The sequence below is a fragment of the bacterium genome, from assembly GCA_030247525.1.
Classification (GTDB): Bacteria; Electryoneota; JAOADG01; order JAOADG01; family JAOADG01; genus JAOTSC01.
In genome coordinates this window covers 1-19,931 of the sequence record JAOTSC010000011.1, presented here as the reverse complement: position 1 = coordinate 19,931, position 19,931 = coordinate 1, and the positions used below count along the sequence as shown (strand labels likewise).

The window sequence follows — 19,931 nt, the reverse complement described above, 5'->3', positions numbered from 1 at the left end:
CAACATGCAAGCCAAACAACCGAACCGCCTGAATGTATTGAAATCGCTGCCAACCAAGTTTTACAATCGCGACTTTCTTTTGACGTGGGAGCACACCACCGACGAAATCCGCACGTTACTGATGACGGCGGAAATTCTGCGAGAGCTGCATCGCGAAGGAAAATCGACCCGGATGTTCGATACCGGGCTCGCGATTTCGATTCTTCGTGACCAATCGACTCGCACTCGATTTAGTTTTGCCTCGGCAGCCAGCGCTTTAGGATTGTCGCTCTCGGAACTTGACGAGGTTAAGTCGCAAATTGCCCATGGCGAAACCGTGCGCGAAACCGCAACCATGATTTCCTTCATGACCGAAACCATCGGTATCCGCGATGATATGTATCTCGGCGAAGGAAACCGATACATGCGAGAAGTTGCGTCGGCAATTCAAGAATCGTTTGACGAGGGAGTGTTGCCGCAGCGCCCGAGTGTAATCAACCTTCAATGCGACATTGATCATCCCACACAATCCCTTGCCGATTTGGCGCATCTTCGCGAACATTTCGGTTCCTTGGAAAATCTCGCTGGTAAGAAAATAACAATGTCGTGGGCGCATTCTCCGAGTTACGGCAAGCCGCTCTCGGTGCCGCAGGGCATTATCGGATTGATGACGCGCTTCGGGATGCAGGTAACCTTAGCGCATCCGCCGGGATATGATTTACTGCCGGAAGTAATCGCATTAGCCCATCAACAAGCCACAGAATCCGGTGGAACATTCGCGGTTAGCAATAGCATGAAAGCATCGTTTGAAGGCGCCGATATTGTCTATCCGAAATCGTGGGCGCCTTACGAAGTGATGAAACGCCGGACGACCTTGCTACAAAAAGGTGACAAAGATGGTCTTAAAAAATTGGAAAAAGAGTGTTTAGCGGAGAACGCTCGTTTCCGCACCTGGGAATGTACCGAATCGTTGATGAAGAAAACGAACAACGGCGCTGCGCTTTATATGCATTGCCTGCCGGCCGACATCTCCAGCGTCAGTTGCGAACGCGGTGAAGTGTCTGCCAGTGTGTTTAACCGCTATCGCTTGGATACCTACCGCGAAGCGGGATGGAAACCGTTCGTGATTGCAGCGATGATTTTACTCACCCGCTCACCGGAACCGGTTGCGGTGTTATCGTCGCTATTGAAAAAAGGCACGATGCGGAAAGGAATTCTATAATGTCGTCGAAAATTGTTCGCCGTATCGATCCGGAAGTGCGCGCTCGTACTATCGAGCGTTGTCGAAAACACAATATCTTGATTCCAACATTCCAGCAATTGCGTCACCCGGAAACGATTTCTCCTGCCATTGTGGCGAAGCTGAAGAAAGTTGGGTTGTGGGACGTTCACCCGTTGAATCTCTTTCGCATCTCTTGGAAAAACGATATCGTGAGTGGCGGATACGGCGCAGTCAATGCGATAGAATTACCATCCGAGCTAACCGGAGTGCGGGCAAAAATTATCGGACTGGTCGGAAAGTACTTTCCTACCGGAGCGCACAAAGTCGGTGCCGCGTTTGGTTGCTTGGTGCCGCGACTGGTTTCGGGTGAATTCGATCCCGATAATCAAAAAGCGGTGTGGCCTTCGACCGGAAACTACTGTCGGGGTGGTGCGTTCGATTGTGCGTTACTCGATTGTACGGCGATTGCCATTTTACCCGAAGAGATGTCGAAGGAGCGATTCGATTGGCTGCGGGAGATTGGTGCGGAAGTTATTGCAACACCCGGATGCGAATCGAATGTGAAAGAAATTTACGATAAATGCGCCGAGCTGCGCACTGATTCTCACAATGTCATTTTTAATCAATTTGAAGAATTCGGAAATCCGATCTTTCATTACAACATAACCGGCCCGGCGTTGGAAGAAGCGCTCATGAGCCGGTATCCGAAGAATCGCGTAGCGGCGTTTATCTCTGCGACGGGTTCAGCGGGAACGATTGCTGCTGGCGATTACCTGAAATCCATCTATCGCGATACGAAAATTGTCGCAACCGAAGCGTTGCAATGCCCGACAATATATCGCAACGGTTTTGGCGCGCATCGCATCGAAGGAATCGGCGACAAGCACATTCCGTGGGTTCATAACGTTCGCAATACCGACGCTGTTGCAGCCATCGATGATGCTGATTGTATGGCGCTGCTACGGTTGTTCAACGAGCCAGCGGGTCGCGAAGAGTTGTTGCAAGTTGGAATTCCGGAAACCACTATCAACAATCTGCCGTTATTGGGAATCTCGAGTATTTGTAATTTGCTCGCTGCTATAAAAACCGCGAAATATTTCGAGTACGACGAGAACGATACCATTGTGACGGTGTTTACGGACTCCGCAGAAATGTATCAATCGCGATTGCAAGAGTTAACCGCGTCCGATGGTGCGTATCAAAGTCGTAATGCGATTGCCGATTATGTTGCCGCATTGCAGCGGCAGCGCATCGACGCCTTCCGCGAATTGAACTATTACGACCGGAAAGCGGTTCATAACCTGAAATATTATACGTGGGTCGAGCAGCAAGGTAAATCGGTGGAAGAGCTGAATGCGCAATGGAATCCCGAATACTGGAAGGAACTTTTTGAGGAGGAAATCGTTGAGTTTGATCGCATGATTGAGGAATTCAATTACGATACGCGACTTACTTACGAACGATGACTTTTGCAGCGATCATATTAGCGGCAGGGAGTGGCAGCCGGTTCGGCATCCCGAAAGCGCAAGCGCAACTGAATGGTAAAAGTTTTCTGGCGACGGTTGCGAGTCTGTTTCGTGATGCGAATATTCAACCTATTGTCGTGGTTGCATCGCCTGAGATAAATGATTGGGCGATTCGCGAGGTTCCCACGTGTCAGATCGTTTGTAATCCCGCTCCGGCGCGGGGAATGGTTTCATCGGTGATTTGCGGATTGCAGGCGCTTCCCCCCTGCGAGGCGTTTTTTTTTACGCCGGTCGATCATCCGTTTGTCCAAGCAAAAACAATATCGACGATGATGAGCGAATTCGAACGAACGGGAACTGGGATCGTTAAGCCAACTTACCGGAACCAAACGGGACATCCGATTCTGCTGCCTTATCGAGCGCAAACGTTACTAATGGAATGCGATCTCGCAATGCCGCTAAACGAAGTAATCCTCAGTTCATCGATACCTGTGTGGCGAATCGAGGTAGACGATCCGGGCATCGTGAAAAATGTAAATACATTGGACGACCTATGAGTAACCGCAATGTTTCCTTAGAAATTCATCAAAGAATTGTCGATGCGTACAAAGCTTCCGAGTCGTTGTGGTTGTTGACTGTGGTTGCTTCCGATGGATCGACTCCGGCAAAAGCCGGGATGCGGGAGTTAGTGTATCGAGACGGCAATACTTTTGGAACGATTGGCGGTGGTGCGATCGAGAAAATGGCGATCGACCGCGTTCTGCAAGAGCAACCGAGCACCGTATCGAATTGGAGCTTTGACTTAGGGAAAATTTCGGATGACAGTGCCAAGACGGGGATGATATGTGGTGGAGCATTGGTTGTTATGGTGGAACCAATCGGCGCCGGAGAGCATTTGTACATTTTTGGTGGAGGCCATTGTGCAGTTGCATTGTCGGCGCTTGCGCCTACGGTCGGATTTTGTGTAACCGTGATCGACAATCGTCCGGAGTGGGCGAATCGTGAACGTCATCCCCATGCTTCTCAAACAATTGTCAAAGATTATTCGCAAGTATCGCAGCTGAAGCTCGCAGCCAATGCGTTTGCGATTGTAATGACCCACGGTCATACGCACGATGAAACGGTGCTTCGACAATTGCTGGCATTTCCATTGCAATTTATCGGTGTAATCGGCAGCGAATCGAAGGTGCAGACCATGTTTCATCGCATGATGGAGAGTGGAGTCGCTCGCACCGAATTGGAACGCGTATATTCGCCTATCGGCTTACCGACTGGTTCTCACACCCCTCAGGAAATCGCGATTAGCATTCTCGCACAATTGTTAGCGGTAAGGAACGGGATGAAAAAAATTGAAATCAACCCGAATCCGTTGTTATCGCCGACTCGACTCCCGTAAATTTCACTATGGCAATACACCGCAACCCCCGCAACCCAATCCTTACCAGACATGATGTACCGGCGATTTCGCCGACCTTGACCGATATATCGTCGGTGTTTAATCCCAGCGCGGTAAAATTTGATAATAAGTATTTACTGCTACTCCGGGTGCAAACCCGCGGCCGTGAAACTCGAATGATGCTGGCGGAGAGCGAAGATGGCGTTCGCTTCATTATCCAACCCCGGGTGATTGTTTTTCGAGGGATCGAACGGATCCCGGCGAAGTACTATCATGTATACGATGCGCGCATTACGCCAATCGACGATAAGTACTATATTGTTTTCGCCATCGACTTTGACTCCGAATGCCGATTAGGGCTTGCAGTAACGACCGATTTTGTTACGTTTGATTTCCTCGACCTGATTTCGCCGGATGACAGCCGCAATGGAGTCCTGTTTCCCGAGCGCATTGCGGATAATTTCCTATTGCTGGAACGACCCAATACTGTTGCCTTGTCGCACGGACCGGTGAGTGGCGATACCATTGTCCTTTCAAAATCGGCGGATATGTGGAATTGGCAGCGAACCGCCAGTGTGCTGCAAGGGCGTTGGCATTATTGGGATGAACGAATTGGCGCTGGACCTGCGCCGGTCAAAACGCGACACGGTTGGTTATTGGTGTATCATGGGGTTGCCACCCATTTTGCCAGTGCGAACATTTATCAAGCTGGCGTTGCATTATTAGATTTGCAGAGACCACAACACGTTATCGCACGCAGTCGCTTGAATATCTTGGAGCCACGCGAACTATATGAACTAATCGGACAAGTGCCCAACGTCGTGTTTCCATCAGGTCTCATCGTGGAGCAATATGATTCGGAAGGATATGCCATTCCATCGAGCGAGTTCAAATTATACTATGGTGCTGCCGATACGGTTGTCGGACTGCTGGAGGGAACGGTGCAGGATTTACTGAATGCTTGTTATGAAGGAGTAGACGATGAATTGTAGTAAGTACCTCCGATTGTCAATGGTTCTTACAGTGTGCGCTTTGTTGTGTACAACGAGTTTCACCAGAGCGGAAGACCTACCGAAAAAATTCCCTGTACCTCTGATATCTTACATTCCCCAACAATACGTTTGTTACCGTTCGCAAACTCCAATCGTTATCGATGGGGCACTTGACGAAGTGGACTGGTCCGCCGCTTCTTGGACAAGCGACTTTACCGATATCGAGGGGAGTAGCCGGATAACGCCACGCTTTCAAACAAAAGTAAAAATGTTGTGGGACGAGGAGTATTTCTACATCGCTGCATGGCTGCAAGAACCTCAACTCTGGGCGACTTACGACAAACGCGACATGGTCATTTTCCACGAGAACGATTTTGAAGTGTTCATCGACCCCGATGGCGACACCCACCAATACTATGAATTTGAAATGAATGCGTTGAATACGGTTTGGGACTTGCTATTAATCAAACCCTACCGCGATGGTGGTCCAGCGGTCAACGCATGGGATATTGCCGGATTGAAGACCGCCGTAAAACTGTTCGGAACGATCAATCAACCGGCGGATATTGATTCCGCTTGGACATTGGAGATCGCTTTTCCGTGGAAAGTGCTGAGTGAATGTGCCCATCGCAATTCTCCACCGAAAGATGGCGATCAATGGAAAGTGAACTTCTCTCGCGTGCAATGGCGAACGGAATCGATTGGCAGCGGTTACAAAAAATCACTCGATCCGATGAATGGCAAGCAATACCCGGAAGATAACTGGGTCTGGTCACCACAAGGTCTCGTTAATATGCATTATCCCGAGATGTGGGGTGTCGTACAGTTTTCCACCAATCAGGTTGGAACGGCGAAGGCATCGATTCGCGAGAATCCTGACGAAAAGACATTGTGGCAGCTTCGCCAAGTGTACTATTGGCAACGCAACCGGCAGGAATCCCAACGACCGTTTTCCGATAATCTCGAAACGTTGAAACACCCATCCGCCGCAGGTGCAAAGGCTTATATCACCAATTCCGGATTTGAAGTAACCATTCCAGCCGCCGATTCCACTTGGATTTGGCACATCGACGAAACTGGTAGAACTTGGCAAACGCGAAAGTAATCGTCCTATGAAACGATATCTCAAAGGTTCTTATCTATACCTTTTCATGTTCGCTTCGCTTGTGCTCGTTTTGCAAGCGCATGCCGTGGACGATCTTAGGATTATGACCTACAATCTTCGCTACGATAATCCCGGCGATAGCCTTGACAATTGGCATTTTCGCAAAGCAACCATCGTATCGATGGTCCGGTTTCATCAACCCCAAGTCTTTTGTACGCAAGAGGGATTAGTACATCAATTGCAGTATCTCGATTCCAACTTAACTACCTATCGCAGAGTTGGCGTCGGACGGGACGATGGTAAAGAGCAAGGCGAATTTTGCGCTATTTTCTACGATACAACTGCGCTGGAATTATTGGCGCTGCCCGGCGGCAAGCAACCCGGCAAGCAAACTTTTGGCGGCACCTTCTGGCTTTCGCCAACGCCCGATACGATTTCAGTCGGATGGGATGCCGTATTGCCGCGCATTGCAACCTATGCGATGTTTCACCGGAAAAACACATCGACTTCCTTCCTCGTAATGAATACCCACTTCGACCATATCGGAGTCAACGCTCGCAATGAAAGCGCCCAACTGCTCGTCCAACGGAGTAAGCAACTTTGTGATTCACTCGGAAAAATACTATCGCAAGAAATACATCAAATTGTAACTGGCGACTTCAACTCTTCCCCTGCAGATTTCGGGTACCGCGTGATGACAACGAGTTCTAACCGAGAGCAACGAGCATTTTACGATTCTCGAGTTGTTACGCAACAACCGCCCATCGGCCCGGAATACACTTACTACGGATTCGATCCGCGGGCGGATTTTCACGGCGAACGCATCGATTACATATTCGTTTCCAACCAAATCGATGTTCTTCGGTATGCGACGTTGACCGATTATACATCGCGGGCGAGTTTCCCCTCCGATCACTTACCAGTTGTTGTAGATGTCCGATTTCCGGTTGCTCGTAAGTAATCCATGTGTTATCGAATTCTTCTACCGTTTAACCTAACCACCATTATACGGAGCTATCCATGATTTTGACGCCCTTGGATTGGAGCATTGTCATCTTCGTATTTGTTATCATGCTTGCCGGGTTGTTTGCCAGTCGCACTCACATGCGTAGTGTTGCCGACTTTTTATCGGCAGGAAGATCCGCCGGCAGATATATCATCGCTGTATCGAGTGGAGTTGCCGGGCTTGGCGCGATTACCGTAGTCGGAAATTTCGAGATGAATTTGCTTGCCGGTTTTTCGATGAGTTGGTGGGGTATGACGATGGGAATCGTTGTATTGTTCGCTACGGTTGCCGGTTGGGTGATCTACCGCTTCCGGCAAACGCGCTGCTTAACGCTTGCCCAATTCTTTGAGATCCGTTACAATCGAAGCTTTCGGATATTCACTGGCATCGTCGCCTTTGTTGCCGGGATCATCAATATGGGAATTTTTCCGGCGGTTGAAGCGCGATTCTTTCTCTACTTCTGCGGTTTTCCACAAACGTTTGAGTTGTTTGGAGTTGAATGGTCGACTTTTGCTTTCCTAATGGTTGGTATCATCTCGCTTGCGCTCTGGTTTGTGTTTTCTGGCGGGCAGGTAGCGGTGATTGTTGCCGACTTTTTACAGGGTGTCTTCGTTAATATTGCAATGGTTGTCATCGTATTGTACTTCGTCTTTACCATTGATTGGACAATGTTAGAAGAAGCGTTGAAGATGGCTCCTGCCAACCAATCGATGATCAACCCCTTTCACACCAGTAATGTAAAAGACTTCAATTTGTGGTATTTCCTGATTGGTGTGGTCGGATTTTTGTACAGTGCCATGTCGTGGCAAGGGACACAGGGTTACAACTCGTCCGCCGAGAATGCACACGAAGCTAAAATGGCGGGCGTCGTCGGATTATGGCGGGGGATGCCGCAAAATGTAATGCTTGCTTTCATTCCCATCGTCGCATTTATGGTTTTGAATCATCCAGCTTTTTCTGCACTCGCTGCAACCATCGCCGATCAATTGCGCGGCGTCAGCACTGAGGCAGTTCGCAGTCAATTGAAAGTACCATTAGTCTTGCAGCACTTATTGCCGAATGGCTTAATCGGTGCGTTTGCGGCATTGATGTTGTGCGCTTCTATCACGACGATAAATAGTTATCTCCATTCATGGGGCAGCATTCTTGTACAGGACGTGATACTACCGATTCGTAAACGTCCGTTCGAGACTAAGCAACACTTGTTGATCCTCCGACTCTCGATACTTTTTGTCGCAATCTTCATCTTCTTCTTTAGTCTGCTGTTCAAACAAACCCAATACATTTTCCTCTTCTTCGCTATTACCGGTGCAATTTTTGCCGGCGGTTCCGGTGCAGTAATTATCGGCGGTCTCTACTGGAAATACGGTACTGCAGCAGCGGCTTGGGCGGCAATGTTAACTGGTTCCGCAATTTCCGTCGCTGGTATCATCATTCATCAGTACATCGAAGATTTCTTCATCAACGGTCAGGAATTCTGGGGACTGTCGATGTTTTTCTCGGCGGCGGTTTTTGTCATCGTGTCGCTGTTAGGGAAACGAAAGCCTTATAACTTCGATAAACTATTCCACCGCGGACAATATGCAATTCCCGGTGAAGAAAATGCTGAGCCGGTTGCGCAGCGCGGTTGGAAAGTTCTGGGAATGGGAAAAGAGTTTACCCGCGGCGATCGCATCATCTACATTGTAAACTATGTTTGGACATTCGCGTGGTTCGGCGTTTTCATCTACGGGACGATCTACAATTTGAGTCATGAGGTATCCGATTCCGGTTGGATGACTTTCTGGAAAATTCAGTTGGCAATCAATATCGGATTAGCAGTAGTAACGGTCTTCTGGTTTACCTTCGGCGGTTTTAAGGATATGGGGAGAATGTTCAAAACCTTAAAGAATAGAAAACTCGATCATACCGATGACGGTTTCATCCGCGAATCGAATGAGAAAAACGAAGCGTAATATGATACCACTCCCTAATCGGATAATCGAGAGCGATGAGACGATAAAAATCTCTGGAACGACCCAGTGGATGGTTGCTGACAACGAGCCGGATGCAAATTCGGTCATTGCCTACTTACAGTCGCAGTTTAAAATATTGGAAACGCTCTACTCGCCTTTGGCAACTGAAAATCAGCGTACCTATCGTATCGAATTTCGCAAACGTGCGCAACCGATCGAGTCGGAAGAAGAGTATACTATCAAGTTGCAACACGAAGTAGGTTTGATTGAGGCGTATTCACGCAACGGTTTCTTCTATGCTGCGCAGACATTGTTACAACTCCTTGAAGTCGACCTTCACGAATCAGGTAGTTGGTCGTTACCAATTGTAGAATTAGCCGATGCGCCAAGGTTTCCATGGCGCGGCATGCATCTCGACGTCAGTCGCCATTTTTATACCGTGGCGGAAGTGAAGCGTTTTCTCAACTATCTCGCCCGTTACAAATTTAACCGTTTTCATTGGCATCTAACCGACGATCACGGGTGGCGAATCGAATCGAAGCGCTATCCGCGATTGACGGAAATTGGCGCATGGCGTACCGACGCGCTCGGGAACCGGTATGGCGGCTTCTACACCCGTGAGGAGATTGAAGAGGTTGTCGCCTACGCCGAAACTCTTTGTATCACAGTCGTACCGGAAATTGAGTTGCCAGGTCACTCACGGGCAGCGCTTGCCGCCTATCCCGAATTAGGTTGCACGGGAGTTGTGCAACCGGTACCGACCGAATGGGGTGTCTTCGAAGACGTTTATTGTTCGGGTAAAGAAGCGACCTTCGAGTTTCTCACAACAATTCTCGATGAAGTTATCGAGCTCTTTCCCGGGCAGTACATCCATATCGGCGGGGATGAGTGTCCGAAAGTCCGTTGGAAACAGTGCCCCCATTGCCATGCCCGGATGAAATCGGAAGGAATCGACTCGTTTGAAGAGTTGCAAAGCTATTTCGTTCACAGAATCGTTAAGCATTTGCAGGAGCGGGGCAAGCAAGCGATTGGTTGGGACGAGATTCTGGAGGGCGGCTTAGCGCAAAGTGCGATTGTCATGTCGTGGCGCGGCGTTGCCGGCGGTATCGCAGCTGTTGAGGCAGGTCATCAGGCGATTATGTCGCCGACCTCGCACTGCTATTTCGATTACTACCAAGGTCCCCGTGAGACCGAACCAGAAGCTTTTCCCAATGATTTACCCTTAGCGCGGGTGTACGAATTCGATCCCTTTCCACCCGAGCTTTCGCTCGAACAAAGTAAATCGATTCTTGGGGGACAGGGGAATGTCTGGACCGAGCGAATCCCGAACTGGAGCCATCTGGAATACATGCTGTTTCCAAGAATTACCGCGATGGCGGAAGCGCTCTGGACGAAGCCAGAGCGGCGGGATTATGCAGATTTCATGAAACGAGTCGAACAAGAGATACCAATTTGGCAACAGCGAAGGATCAGTTTTCGGAAGCCATGATAGTGCTGCTTCTTAACATTTCACGAAGAGGGTAAAGCGAGTTTCTCCACCCAAAGCTGTTGCTGTAGATAAGTGATAAACTCGTTGATATTTTCACGTGGCTGTTTTTCTTTTCGAGTGAGCCGGTAAGTTGTCCGAGTAATCTCTAATCTATGGATTTTCACTTCACGTAGTTGATGATTTCGCAACTCTGATAAAACAGCTATTCGTGACATGAATGCTGCCCCGAATCCCGCCTCGACAAATGATTTTGCAAGCGGCAACTCTTCTACTTCGATCGCAATAGGTAATTGATTTGGCAATATTCCGTGTAATTTTAACGCTTGTTGTACTGCCATTTCCAGCCCTTGGTCCGATGTCAACCAGATAATGGGCAATTCACGTAATCCCTCACAGGTAATCACTTTTGCGGGAGAATTACTGGCAGCAACAAGAATAACTTCATCGTTGAAACAAGGTTGAACATCGATCTTTCGGTGTTCTACTTTACTCCCCGCAAATCCAATATCGAGTGTCCCCTCGGCGATTCCCTCAATGAGCAACTCTCGGTTGAAGTGACGGTAACTAAAAACTGTTGCTGGATGGGCTTTTCGGTAAGCAGCCACTGTCCACGGTAGTGTATATGCACAAGTAAGCGAATCGCCGCCCAATCCAATCTTGCTATGAATGTGCTTACTAAAACGGGTTAGTTCAATCTCTATACTTTGAACTTGAGCGGCGAGTTTATTGCCACTGCGAAACAGCTCTAAGCCAACCGGAGTCAGTGATATTTTTCTCCCTTGCCGGTTGAAAAGCTCTTCTCCAAGATCCGATTCAAGCGACTTAACATGAAAGCTTAGTGCCGGTTGACTTAAACCCAATTGACGAGCTGCTTTACTGAAACTACCTGCATTTGCGACCGCCAAAAACACCTGCATTCGTTTATCGAGGATCATTACCAAGCTCCATAGGAGTAGTACAACTCCGTGTAAAAGATAAAATTAAGTGGTAGTAACAACGTATACAATCATATAAAGAAAATCAATAGTAGACTTGACAAATTATCAGTTATGTGATATATTGCGCATGACCGATATCGCAAGCATTCCCACGTCCCACCGGTCATTTCCGATACCCGTGTTGAGGTCAAAATGGACCCGTTATCCCGAAGAAGGTTTTTAAAGATTGCAGGTGTGGGTGCCACTGCCGCCGCAACCGCTCCACTTGTCGATTGGTCGAAACTCGTTGCACAAGCTACGGACGTTATCGACGGAAAAAATAAATCCCACCTCGAAATGATACCTACGTTTTGCGATATCTGTTTTTGGAAATGCAGCGCAATTGCACACGTTATCGATGGTAAAATGTGGAAAGTCGAAGGGAATCCATTAGATCCGTTATGCCGCGGGAGACTGTGTCCCCGGGGTACCGGCGGTGTAGGAGCCCACTACGATCCCGACCGGTTACGAGCGCCACTCATGCGAAGAAAAGCGCGCGGTGGGGAAGAGTGGACGGAAGTTACCTGGGATGAGGCACTCGGTTACATTGCCGATAAAATGACGAAGATGAAAGCGCAGTATGGTGCTGAAGCGATGGCGTTGTTTAGCCACGGCATCGGTGGAAATTTCTTCAAACATCTCTTCAAGGCTTACGGTTCGCCGAATATCACAGCTCCCTCGTTTGCTCAATGTCGCGGTCCCCGTGATGTTGGATTTCGACTCACCTTTGGCGAAGATGTGGGTTCACCGGAACGCACGGATATAAAAAACGCCCAATGTATCGTATTGATTGGATCGCATCTCGGTGAAAACATGCACAACAGTCAAGTGCAGGAATTCGCGGAAGCGATTGGTAATGGCGCAGCTTTAATTGTCGCCGATCCCCGCTTTTCAATTGCAGCCGGAAAAGCCAAATGGTATTTACCGGTTAAGCCCGGTACCGATCTTGCCTTACTCTTGGCTTGGATGAATGTACTTGTAACTGAACGGCTATACGATATCGAGTTTGTAGCAAAGTATGGTTTTGGATTTGAGCAATTTGCTGCTGAAATCGCACAATACACGCCGGAATGGGCATATCCTGTCACAACCATTGATCCCGAGAAAATTCGTAACACCGCACGGGAAATGGCGCGCTATCGCCCTGCGACACTCATTCACCCTGGACGTCATGTAACTTGGTACGGTGACGATGCTCAGCGCAGTCGCGCAATTGCATTACTCAATGCTTTGATGGGAAATTGGGGCAAGAAAGGCGGTTTCTACACTCCGGCTTCGCTTGACGTTCCCGGTTATCCTTATCCGCACTATCCACCATCAGAAAAGGAAAAAGTTGACAATCCCGAACACAGATACCCATTCGCCCACGAGACGATTACGAACGGTATCCGTGAAGCAACAATCACAGGAAAGCCTTATCCCGTAAAAGTTTTGTTCGTATACTCTACGAACTTATTGCAAGCATTGCCCAGTTAAAAATAGACAATCTCAGCTATTCAAAACTTTGATTTACTTGTCGTAGTCGATGTTGTTCCGAGTGAAATTGCAGGGTGGGCAGATGTGATACTCCCCGAATCGGTTTACCTCGAGCGTCACGACGACCTCAATGTCGAATGGTTCCGCGAACCGTTTATAGCATTGCGACAGCCAGTTGTGAAAGCACCGCATGATCAAAAGCCGAATTGGTGGATGGCGAAGCAACTTGCCGGTAAATTAGGATTATCCCATTACTTTCCATGGCAAGATATCGAGGAATACTTCACAACAAGGTTATCGAAAGCTGGTTACGACTATGCTCAATTGAAGCGCGATGGAGTAATCGTCGGAGCGCATCATCCAATCTTCCAAGAAGAAGGCGTGCCGCTTGAGTTTCCCACCCCATCGGGAAAAGTTGAATTCTATTCCTTACAGTTGCTGCAAGCGGGATACGATCCAATTCCCAAATTCACCCCACCGGAAGAACCGCCACCGGGATATTTCCGTTTACTATATGGTCGAGCGCCGATGCACTCTTTCAGCCGAACCCAAACCAATCGTCTACTTTCGGATGTAATGTCGGAAAATGAAATCTGGTTGAATGCCGATGTTGCTCTACGACTCGAGTTAAAGAGTGGCGATAAAGTGAAGTTGAAGAATCAAGATGGTATTGTCAGCGACCCAATCAAAGTAAAAGTGACTGAGCGAATTCGACCCGATTCTGTGTTCATGGTTCATGGATTCGGGCACACGGTGAAGCGGGTAAAGCATACCTACCGCAAAGGTGCCAGCGATTCGCAACTTATTACTAAGTATCGAGTCGATCCGTTGATGGGGGGGACGGCGATGAATGTGAACTTCGTTACTATCGTACCGGGCGAGGTGTAACATGGCGCGCTTTGCAATGGTGATCGATACGCTGAAATGCGTCAGTTGCATGGATTGTGTTATCGCATGTAAAACAGAGAACCATGTTCCGCAAGGTTTTGATCGCGATTGGTTGACGCAGGAGGTTACCGGAAAATTCCCTGACTTGCATATGGAGTTGAGGAGCGAACGTTGCAACCACTGCGACAATCCGCCTTGTGTTTACTGTTGTCCGACTGGTGCCAGCCATATCCATGATTTAGGCGGGGTCATCTTGGTCGAACAAGTTAAGTGTATTGGATGCAAAGCTTGCCTCGCAGCTTGTCCCTATGATGCCCGCTTCATTCATCCTGATGGTTATGCCGATAAATGTACATTTTGTATCCATCGGGTGGAGCAAGGAAAAAATCCAGCATGTGTCTCGGTTTGCCCAACCCATTGTATGTATTTCGGAGATATTGAAGATCCCGAGAGTGAAGTCAGTAAGCATTTGCGATCGCGTAAGTATCACGCCCTGTTGCCGGAAGCTGGCACTGCACCACATGTCTATTACTTGAGTTAGCAATGAGAGAGCTGTGCCAATAAGCGACAAAATGATCGAGCGTATACTGCAATCTGCGGAACCGTCGGTGCGCTGGCGAGCCCTCACGGCAATTCTGGGTGAATCGCCAAATACTCCGTCTGTTAAGCGAATGCGCATTCTCATAAAGCAGTCGGATCGTACCCGACGATTACTTGCCGGATGCACGCTTGACGATGTTTACGCAAAATGGCATGGGGCACATTGGTCACTTGTTTTACTGGCGGAGCTTGGTTATCCCGTTGATAGCAAAGAACTGTACCCGTTAAGAGAAGCGGTATTGAATCATTGGATCGCGAAAGGAAAAAACAAACACTATGTGAGAGTGATCGACGGCAGGGTGCGGACGTGTGCATCGCAAGAGGGGAATGCACTGTTCGCAACCTGCACGCTCGGAATCGCCGATAGCCGCTGCGACGAGTTAGCCGCCAATCTACTACAATGGCAATGGAACGACGGCGGTTGGAATTGTGATAAACATCCCGCAGCGATTCATTCCTCCTTTCACGAATCGATCTCTCCACTCCGGGGTCTTATCGCCTATGCAAATTGGCGAAACGATGAAAGTGCCCGAGCCGCAGTTATCCGAGCCGCCGAACTTTTTTTAAGTCGAAAATTGTATCGCCGATTGACGAATGATCAAATCATCGATCACCATTTTACGAAGCTTCACTATCCGAGTTTTTGGCATTATGACATTCTACTTGGTTTGCGAGTTTTGTGCGAAGGTGGTTTCCTACTCGATCTTCGCAGCCAGCCAGCACTCGAATTGCTACAATCAAAAATGCTCCCGGATGGCGGTTTCCCGTGTGAAGAGAAGTGGTACCAACAGACCAAGTCAACCTTAAGCGGTTTCTCTCAAGTCGATTGGGGTGGAACAAGTAAAATACACGCCAACGTGTTTGTTACAGTGGAAGCGCTCGCAGTTTTGCAAGCGGCAAACATGTTACCAATAGCTAAATCGTAGTTGGTATCGGAGTATGCGCAATGCACGAAGTAACGATAACCCGTCATAACATCCAGATCGACCCCGTAATGCACATTTGGGAATGGCAAATCCCGGTCTATCTGTTTTTAGGGGGATTGGTTGCCGGTATGATGATGATTGGAGGGTACTTCTTGTTATCGGGACGACACAAAACATCTCGCAGCATGTGTTATACGATGCCGTTGCTTGGTATCGTTTTTCTTTCGCTTGGGATGTTTGCATTGTTTCTCGATCTCGAACACAAGCTCTATGTCTGGCGGTTGTACACTACCTTCCAACCAACATCACCCATGTCGTGGGGTTCGTGGATTTTGCTTCTTGTCTATCCTGCGCTGCTCGCAACAATCCTCTTGAAGATACATGAACACATCCCATTCTTCCTGAAAAGTAGATTGTCGTTCTTAATGAAGTTGTCGAGTCGAATATCTGACTTACCGAATTCCTATCGAATCATCGGTATCGTTAATATGGCTTTGGGCGCAGTGCTGGGGATGTACACCGGTATTCTGCTCAGTGCATTGGGAGCGCGTCCCTTATGGAATAGTTCGATTCTCTGGTTTCTCTTTGTGATTTCGGGTCTGTCCGCGGCGGCTGCATTCGTTCATCTAATCGCTCAAGAGAAATTCGAGCGGGAGCTTCTCGCAAAAGCTGATAACGGATTTCTGATCATTGAGTTGTTTGTTATCGTTTTATTTCTGGTTGGATTATTGTCGTCGACCGCCGCTCATCAAAACGCAGCCAAACTCTTGTTGATTGGCGAGTACGCCGCGCCGTTCTGGGTATTTGTTGTCGGGATTGGTATTGTGATTCCTCTTGTTGTGCAAAGCCTTGCCGTCACACATAAAGTGAAACACACCCCTATTGCTCCGCTGCTTGTCATTGGCGGCGGTATCGTCTTGCGGTTCATTATCGTCGCAGCCGGACAGCAAAGTAGTTGGCTACTCACACCACAGAATAATCCGGTTATAACAGTTTTACACTGATCGAGTATGTTAGGAGGAAATCCGATGTCAGATGTCTCTGCCGCTATCCTCACAAACCAGCCGCATTCGAATCCAGCCGAAGCGGTCGTGAAGAAGCCGCAACCGTATTCCAACCCCTATCTTGCAGGTATTGGATTAGGGCTGGTATTGCTCGCGGCATTTGTTGTGATGGGACGTGGTCTTGGCGCCTCCGGAGCATTCTCATCGCTGGTTGCAATGGGTGTCCAAAGCACTGTGCCAACTCATGCCACGACCAATGAGTTTTATGCCGAATATCTTGCAGACACTTCAAAAAGTCCATTAAAAGATTGGCTGGTGTTTGAAGTACTCGGAGTGTTTGTTGGAGGATTCTTGTCCGGTATGCTTGCTCATCGAGTGAACGTAACAACGGAACGTGGTCCGAGAATATCAGTAACCGGTCGGCTCGCCTTTGCATTTTTGGGTGGAGCCCTTATGGGATTCGGAGCGAAACTTGCTCGTGGTTGTACCAGTGGACAGGCTTTGACCGGAGGAGCATTACTAAATGTCGGAAGTTGGGCGTTTATGATGATGGTGTTTGGAGGAGCGTATGCAGTGGCATACTTCATTCGGAGACAGTGGAAATGAACGCACCGTTATACAAGTTTGGGGTTTTTGGCGATGAAATCAGCTTGATAGTAGCTTTTCTGATCGGAATCGGTTTCGGTTTCTTTCTCGAACGTGCTGGTTTTGGCAGCAGTAAAAAACTCGTCGCGCAATTCTATTTAACCGATCTCAGTGTCTTCAAAGTAATGTTTACAGCAATCGTTACTGCGATGTTAGGTCTCTTTTGGTTATCGTGGATTGGATTCGTCGATCTATCACAAGTGTATCTCAATCCAACATATCTAATGCCGCAAATCGTCGGCGGATTAGTGCTTGGAATCGGGTTTGCAATTGGCGGCTATTGCCCCGGAACGTCCTGTGTCGCGGCTGCAACTGGCAAGCTTGACGGTGTTGCATATTTGCTCGGAGTCATTTTCGGAATCTTCGTTTTCGGTGCAATGTTCCCCTTGTTGAAGTCTTTTTTCTATGCAACGCCGATGGGAAACATCACTTTGCCTCAATTGTTGCATGTTCCCTATGGATTCATCGTGTTTGCCGTTGTATTGATGGCAGTGGGTGGTTTTGCTGGCGCGGAGTGGGTCGAAAAGAAAATGGCTGCCAAGTCATAAATAATAGGGAGAGTGGTATGAAAATGGGTTGGTCAAAACTGTCTCGCAATCGTAGGCTTGCATTAATTGCTATCGGGTTAGGAGCTTTAGCGATTGTCGCTGGTTCGCCCTATCGCGGGGCAAAAGTAACGATCGACACGAAGGAGCTTTCACTACTCGTCAATAACGAGGTCGATCATATTGATGTGTTGTCGCTTGCCGATTGGCTGATACAAGGAAAAGCCGATTTCCGCTTGATCGACCTCCGGACGGAAAAAGAGTATTCTGAGTATCATATTCCACAGTCGGAGAATATCCCGATAGCTTCACTAGTAACTGCGGCAATTCCCCGCTCTGAAAAAGTAATCCTCTATTCGGAGGGCGGCATTCATTCTGCCCAGGCATGGTTTTTCCTTCGATCAAATCAGTATCGCAGGGCGTATATTCTACGAGGAGGATTGGAGGAGTGGAAGGATCGCGTTCTGTTTCCAAAGCTACCAGAGAATGCCAACGCTGAAGCAAGCCAGCAGTTTAAAAAGATAATCGAGGTCAGTAAACACTTTGGCGGTTCGCCGCAAACCGGTGCTGCCGCCGAGCAAACAACAATGCAAAAAGAGTTGCCGAAACTACCTGCAGTAGGTGTGTTCCCGGTAGTTCCAACCGGTGGAGGCAAGAAGAAAAAAGAAGGCTGCTAACGAAAGCTCTTGAACTTTCCGAAAGCATGTTTTACCTTCAGACACCAAACTGGAAAACTATCGAATAGAGTATAAACATATTCAAATTGCTCCGAGCAGTACCGCCTTCTTCAGGAGAATTGGTGATACTGCCGATAGGGTGACACGGGAAACGGCGTCGCCTGCTTTTTCAAAGGAGCCTTGCTTATGCAGCGTCAATGCGCTTCCGGCAAGGGTGCGCATTTTTTTATTATAGACAAACAATATGACTCGACAAGACAACGGAGAACCAAATCACATCGCTGGGGTTATCCTAACCGGCGGTATGAGTTTGCGGATGGGTTCGCCAAAAGCCATGCTCCCGATGCCCGATGGTAAACCAATTCTCTCGCATGTTGCGGAAGCATTGATAGGGGCTGGCCTTCTTGTTTATTGTGTTGGAATCTGTCCAGAGTTCCTTCCAGACTTGTTTCCTTATCGATTCATCCCTGACATGTTGCCAAATGCAGGTCCGATGGGGGGCATAGCTACGATTCTGCAAAGTGGTATTGCAGATGGTTATATTATTGTCGGTTGTGACCAGCCATTTCTTACCCCTTCTATCGTTACTCCATTGATGTCAGATGACGCTCAGTGTATACGATTGTATCGCAATAACAACAAAGAAAGATTAGCGCCATTACCCGGATACTATCCGGCGCGATCTGCTGATGTAGCGTTCGCAATTGCACAATCGGAAAACCGCTCCGTACATCGATTTATCGAACAACTCCATGTCGAATGGGTTACGATTTCTTCAGTACAATCGCATTTGTTGCGGGGTGTCAATACCCCTAATGAATATGCAAGAATTCGTGAATAACTCGCTTGCTTCGACGAGCGCTCTGTACGACGGTCACCTCCGTCGTCATACCTACTTGCGAGTGTCGGTTACCGACCGTTGTAATCTGAGATGTACTTATTGTATGCCACAAACCGGCGTAAAATGGCGTGAGCGTGATGAAATTCTCACATTGGAAGAATTGTCTCGAGTCATTGCATGTATGGCAACTGCAGGAATTACAAAAGTGCGCTTTACCGGAGGTGAACCGCTCGTTCGCAAGGATTTAGCCTGGTTGATTGCAAAAGTATCGCAATTTCCAAACATCGAAAAAGTAGCAATGACAACGAACGGTATACTCTTGCAGGATCATCTTCAACAATTGGTGGAAGCGGGACTAAGTGCTGTTAACATCAGTCTTGACACGCTTCAATCGGAGCGGTTCGAGAAAATAACCCGCTTTGATAAATTATCGGATACTTTGGCCGGAATTAACGCTGCACTTCGGTATGAAAATCTAACCGTGAAAATTAACATGGTTGTTACTGCGGATGTTAATGATGATGAGTTGTGCGATTTTATCGAATATTTTTGTGATACACCAGTCGAATTACGGTTCATCGAGTATATGCCGTTTCGTGGAACCCAATGGCAACCTGCGAGTTTGCTCCCGTTTTCAGAAATCTTACTGCGCGTTTCGGAAAAATACCTGCTTATTGCAGATCCAAACAAATCCATTCATGCGACAGCAAAACAGTATCGCATTCCGGGCAAGCAACTAAAA

At 48.2% G+C, this 19,931-nt stretch carries 20 protein-coding genes and 1 riboswitch; of the genes, 19 read left to right on the top strand and 1 reads right to left on the bottom strand.

Features of this window, described 5'->3' with window-relative positions; genetic code table 11:
- Window positions 1–4 precede the first annotated feature (4 nt).
- Genes ygeW through OEM52_02140 form a run of 9 tightly spaced genes read left to right on the top strand, consistent with a single transcriptional unit; the run spans window position 5 to window position 10,610 of the window.
- The gene (gene ygeW / locus OEM52_02180) at window positions 5–1,201 is read left to right on the top strand and encodes a knotted carbamoyltransferase YgeW (GenBank protein MDK9698946.1); all 1,197 of its coding nucleotides are present in this window, start codon (window positions 5–7) and stop codon (window positions 1,199–1,201) included.
- Complete coding sequence (locus OEM52_02175) at window positions 1,201–2,667, top strand: pyridoxal-phosphate dependent enzyme (protein MDK9698945.1); 1,467 nt, start codon at window positions 1,201–1,203, stop codon at window positions 2,665–2,667. The genes ygeW and OEM52_02175 overlap by 1 nt, the downstream gene beginning before the upstream one ends.
- Complete coding sequence (locus OEM52_02170; GenBank protein ID MDK9698944.1) at window positions 2,664–3,224, top strand: nucleotidyltransferase family protein; 561 nt, start codon at window positions 2,664–2,666, stop codon at window positions 3,222–3,224. The genes OEM52_02175 and OEM52_02170 overlap by 4 nt, the downstream gene beginning before the upstream one ends.
- Window positions 3,221–4,063 (top strand): XdhC/CoxI family protein, encoded by an 843-nt coding sequence (locus tag OEM52_02165; GenBank protein MDK9698943.1) that lies wholly within the window; start codon window positions 3,221–3,223, stop codon window positions 4,061–4,063. The genes OEM52_02170 and OEM52_02165 overlap by 4 nt, the downstream gene beginning before the upstream one ends.
- A gap of 8 nt (window positions 4,064–4,071) precedes the next feature.
- A complete protein-coding gene (locus tag OEM52_02160; GenBank protein ID MDK9698942.1) occupies window positions 4,072–5,055 on the top strand; it encodes a glycoside hydrolase family 130 protein in 984 nt (327 codons plus the stop codon).
- Window positions 5,045–6,160, top strand: coding sequence for a carbohydrate-binding family 9-like protein (locus OEM52_02155; protein MDK9698941.1), 1,116 nt, complete (start codon window positions 5,045–5,047; stop codon window positions 6,158–6,160). The genes OEM52_02160 and OEM52_02155 overlap by 11 nt, the downstream gene beginning before the upstream one ends.
- Window positions 6,161–6,167: 7 nt before the next feature.
- Window positions 6,168–7,121: an endonuclease/exonuclease/phosphatase family protein gene (locus OEM52_02150; protein ID MDK9698940.1), complete on the top strand. Its 954-nt coding sequence runs from the start codon at window positions 6,168–6,170 to the stop codon at window positions 7,119–7,121.
- A gap of 59 nt (window positions 7,122–7,180) precedes the next feature.
- Window positions 7,181–9,121: a sodium:solute symporter gene (locus tag OEM52_02145; protein ID MDK9698939.1), complete on the top strand. Its 1,941-nt coding sequence runs from the start codon at window positions 7,181–7,183 to the stop codon at window positions 9,119–9,121.
- 1 nt (window position 9,122) lies between these two features.
- Window positions 9,123–10,610, top strand: a complete 1,488-nt coding sequence (locus OEM52_02140; protein MDK9698938.1) for a beta-N-acetylhexosaminidase — start codon at window positions 9,123–9,125, stop codon at window positions 10,608–10,610.
- Window positions 10,611–10,630: 20 nt separating this feature from the next.
- Here the strand turns inward: OEM52_02140 and OEM52_02135 are convergent, their stop codons facing one another.
- Window positions 10,631–11,545, bottom strand: a complete 915-nt coding sequence (locus tag OEM52_02135; protein MDK9698937.1) for a LysR family transcriptional regulator — start codon at window positions 11,543–11,545, stop codon at window positions 10,631–10,633.
- A gap of 195 nt (window positions 11,546–11,740) precedes the next feature.
- Here OEM52_02135 and OEM52_02130 point away from each other — a divergent pair, with 195 nt between their 5' ends.
- The 10 genes from OEM52_02130 to OEM52_02085 form a co-directional block, all read left to right on the top strand.
- Window positions 11,741–13,063: a molybdopterin-dependent oxidoreductase gene (locus OEM52_02130; protein MDK9698936.1), complete on the top strand. Its 1,323-nt coding sequence runs from the start codon at window positions 11,741–11,743 to the stop codon at window positions 13,061–13,063.
- Window positions 13,064–13,081: 18 nt separating this feature from the next.
- On the top strand, window positions 13,082–13,951 hold the full coding sequence (locus OEM52_02125; protein ID MDK9698935.1) for a molybdopterin-dependent oxidoreductase: 870 nt from the start codon (window positions 13,082–13,084) through the stop codon (window positions 13,949–13,951).
- Between the two features lies 1 nt (window position 13,952).
- Window positions 13,953–14,492, top strand: a complete 540-nt coding sequence (locus OEM52_02120; protein ID MDK9698934.1) for a 4Fe-4S dicluster domain-containing protein — start codon at window positions 13,953–13,955, stop codon at window positions 14,490–14,492.
- Between the two features lie 13 nt (window positions 14,493–14,505).
- On the top strand, window positions 14,506–15,477 hold the full coding sequence (locus OEM52_02115) for a hypothetical protein (protein ID MDK9698933.1): 972 nt from the start codon (window positions 14,506–14,508) through the stop codon (window positions 15,475–15,477).
- 20 nt (window positions 15,478–15,497) lie between these two features.
- Window positions 15,498–16,481, top strand: a complete 984-nt coding sequence (gene nrfD / locus OEM52_02110) for a polysulfide reductase NrfD (protein MDK9698932.1) — start codon at window positions 15,498–15,500, stop codon at window positions 16,479–16,481.
- A 24-nt stretch (window positions 16,482–16,505) separates the two neighbouring features.
- On the top strand, window positions 16,506–17,087 hold the full coding sequence (locus OEM52_02105) for a YeeE/YedE family protein (protein ID MDK9698931.1): 582 nt from the start codon (window positions 16,506–16,508) through the stop codon (window positions 17,085–17,087).
- Entirely contained in the window at window positions 17,084–17,674 is a 591-nt protein-coding gene (locus tag OEM52_02100; GenBank protein ID MDK9698930.1) for a YeeE/YedE family protein, read from the top strand. The genes OEM52_02105 and OEM52_02100 overlap by 4 nt, the downstream gene beginning before the upstream one ends.
- 17 nt (window positions 17,675–17,691) lie before the next feature.
- Window positions 17,692–18,348 (top strand): rhodanese-like domain-containing protein, encoded by a 657-nt coding sequence (locus tag OEM52_02095; GenBank protein MDK9698929.1) that lies wholly within the window; start codon window positions 17,692–17,694, stop codon window positions 18,346–18,348.
- 77 nt (window positions 18,349–18,425) lie between these two features.
- Window positions 18,426–18,542, top strand: a riboswitch (molybdenum cofactor riboswitch).
- 50 nt (window positions 18,543–18,592) lie between these two features.
- The gene (locus OEM52_02090) at window positions 18,593–19,189 is read left to right on the top strand and encodes a molybdenum cofactor guanylyltransferase (GenBank protein ID MDK9698928.1); all 597 of its coding nucleotides are present in this window, start codon (window positions 18,593–18,595) and stop codon (window positions 19,187–19,189) included.
- Window positions 19,164–19,931, top strand: a 768-nt coding sequence (locus tag OEM52_02085; protein ID MDK9698927.1) for a radical SAM protein, incomplete at its 3' end; no start/stop codon positions are given. The genes OEM52_02090 and OEM52_02085, both read left to right, overlap by 26 nt.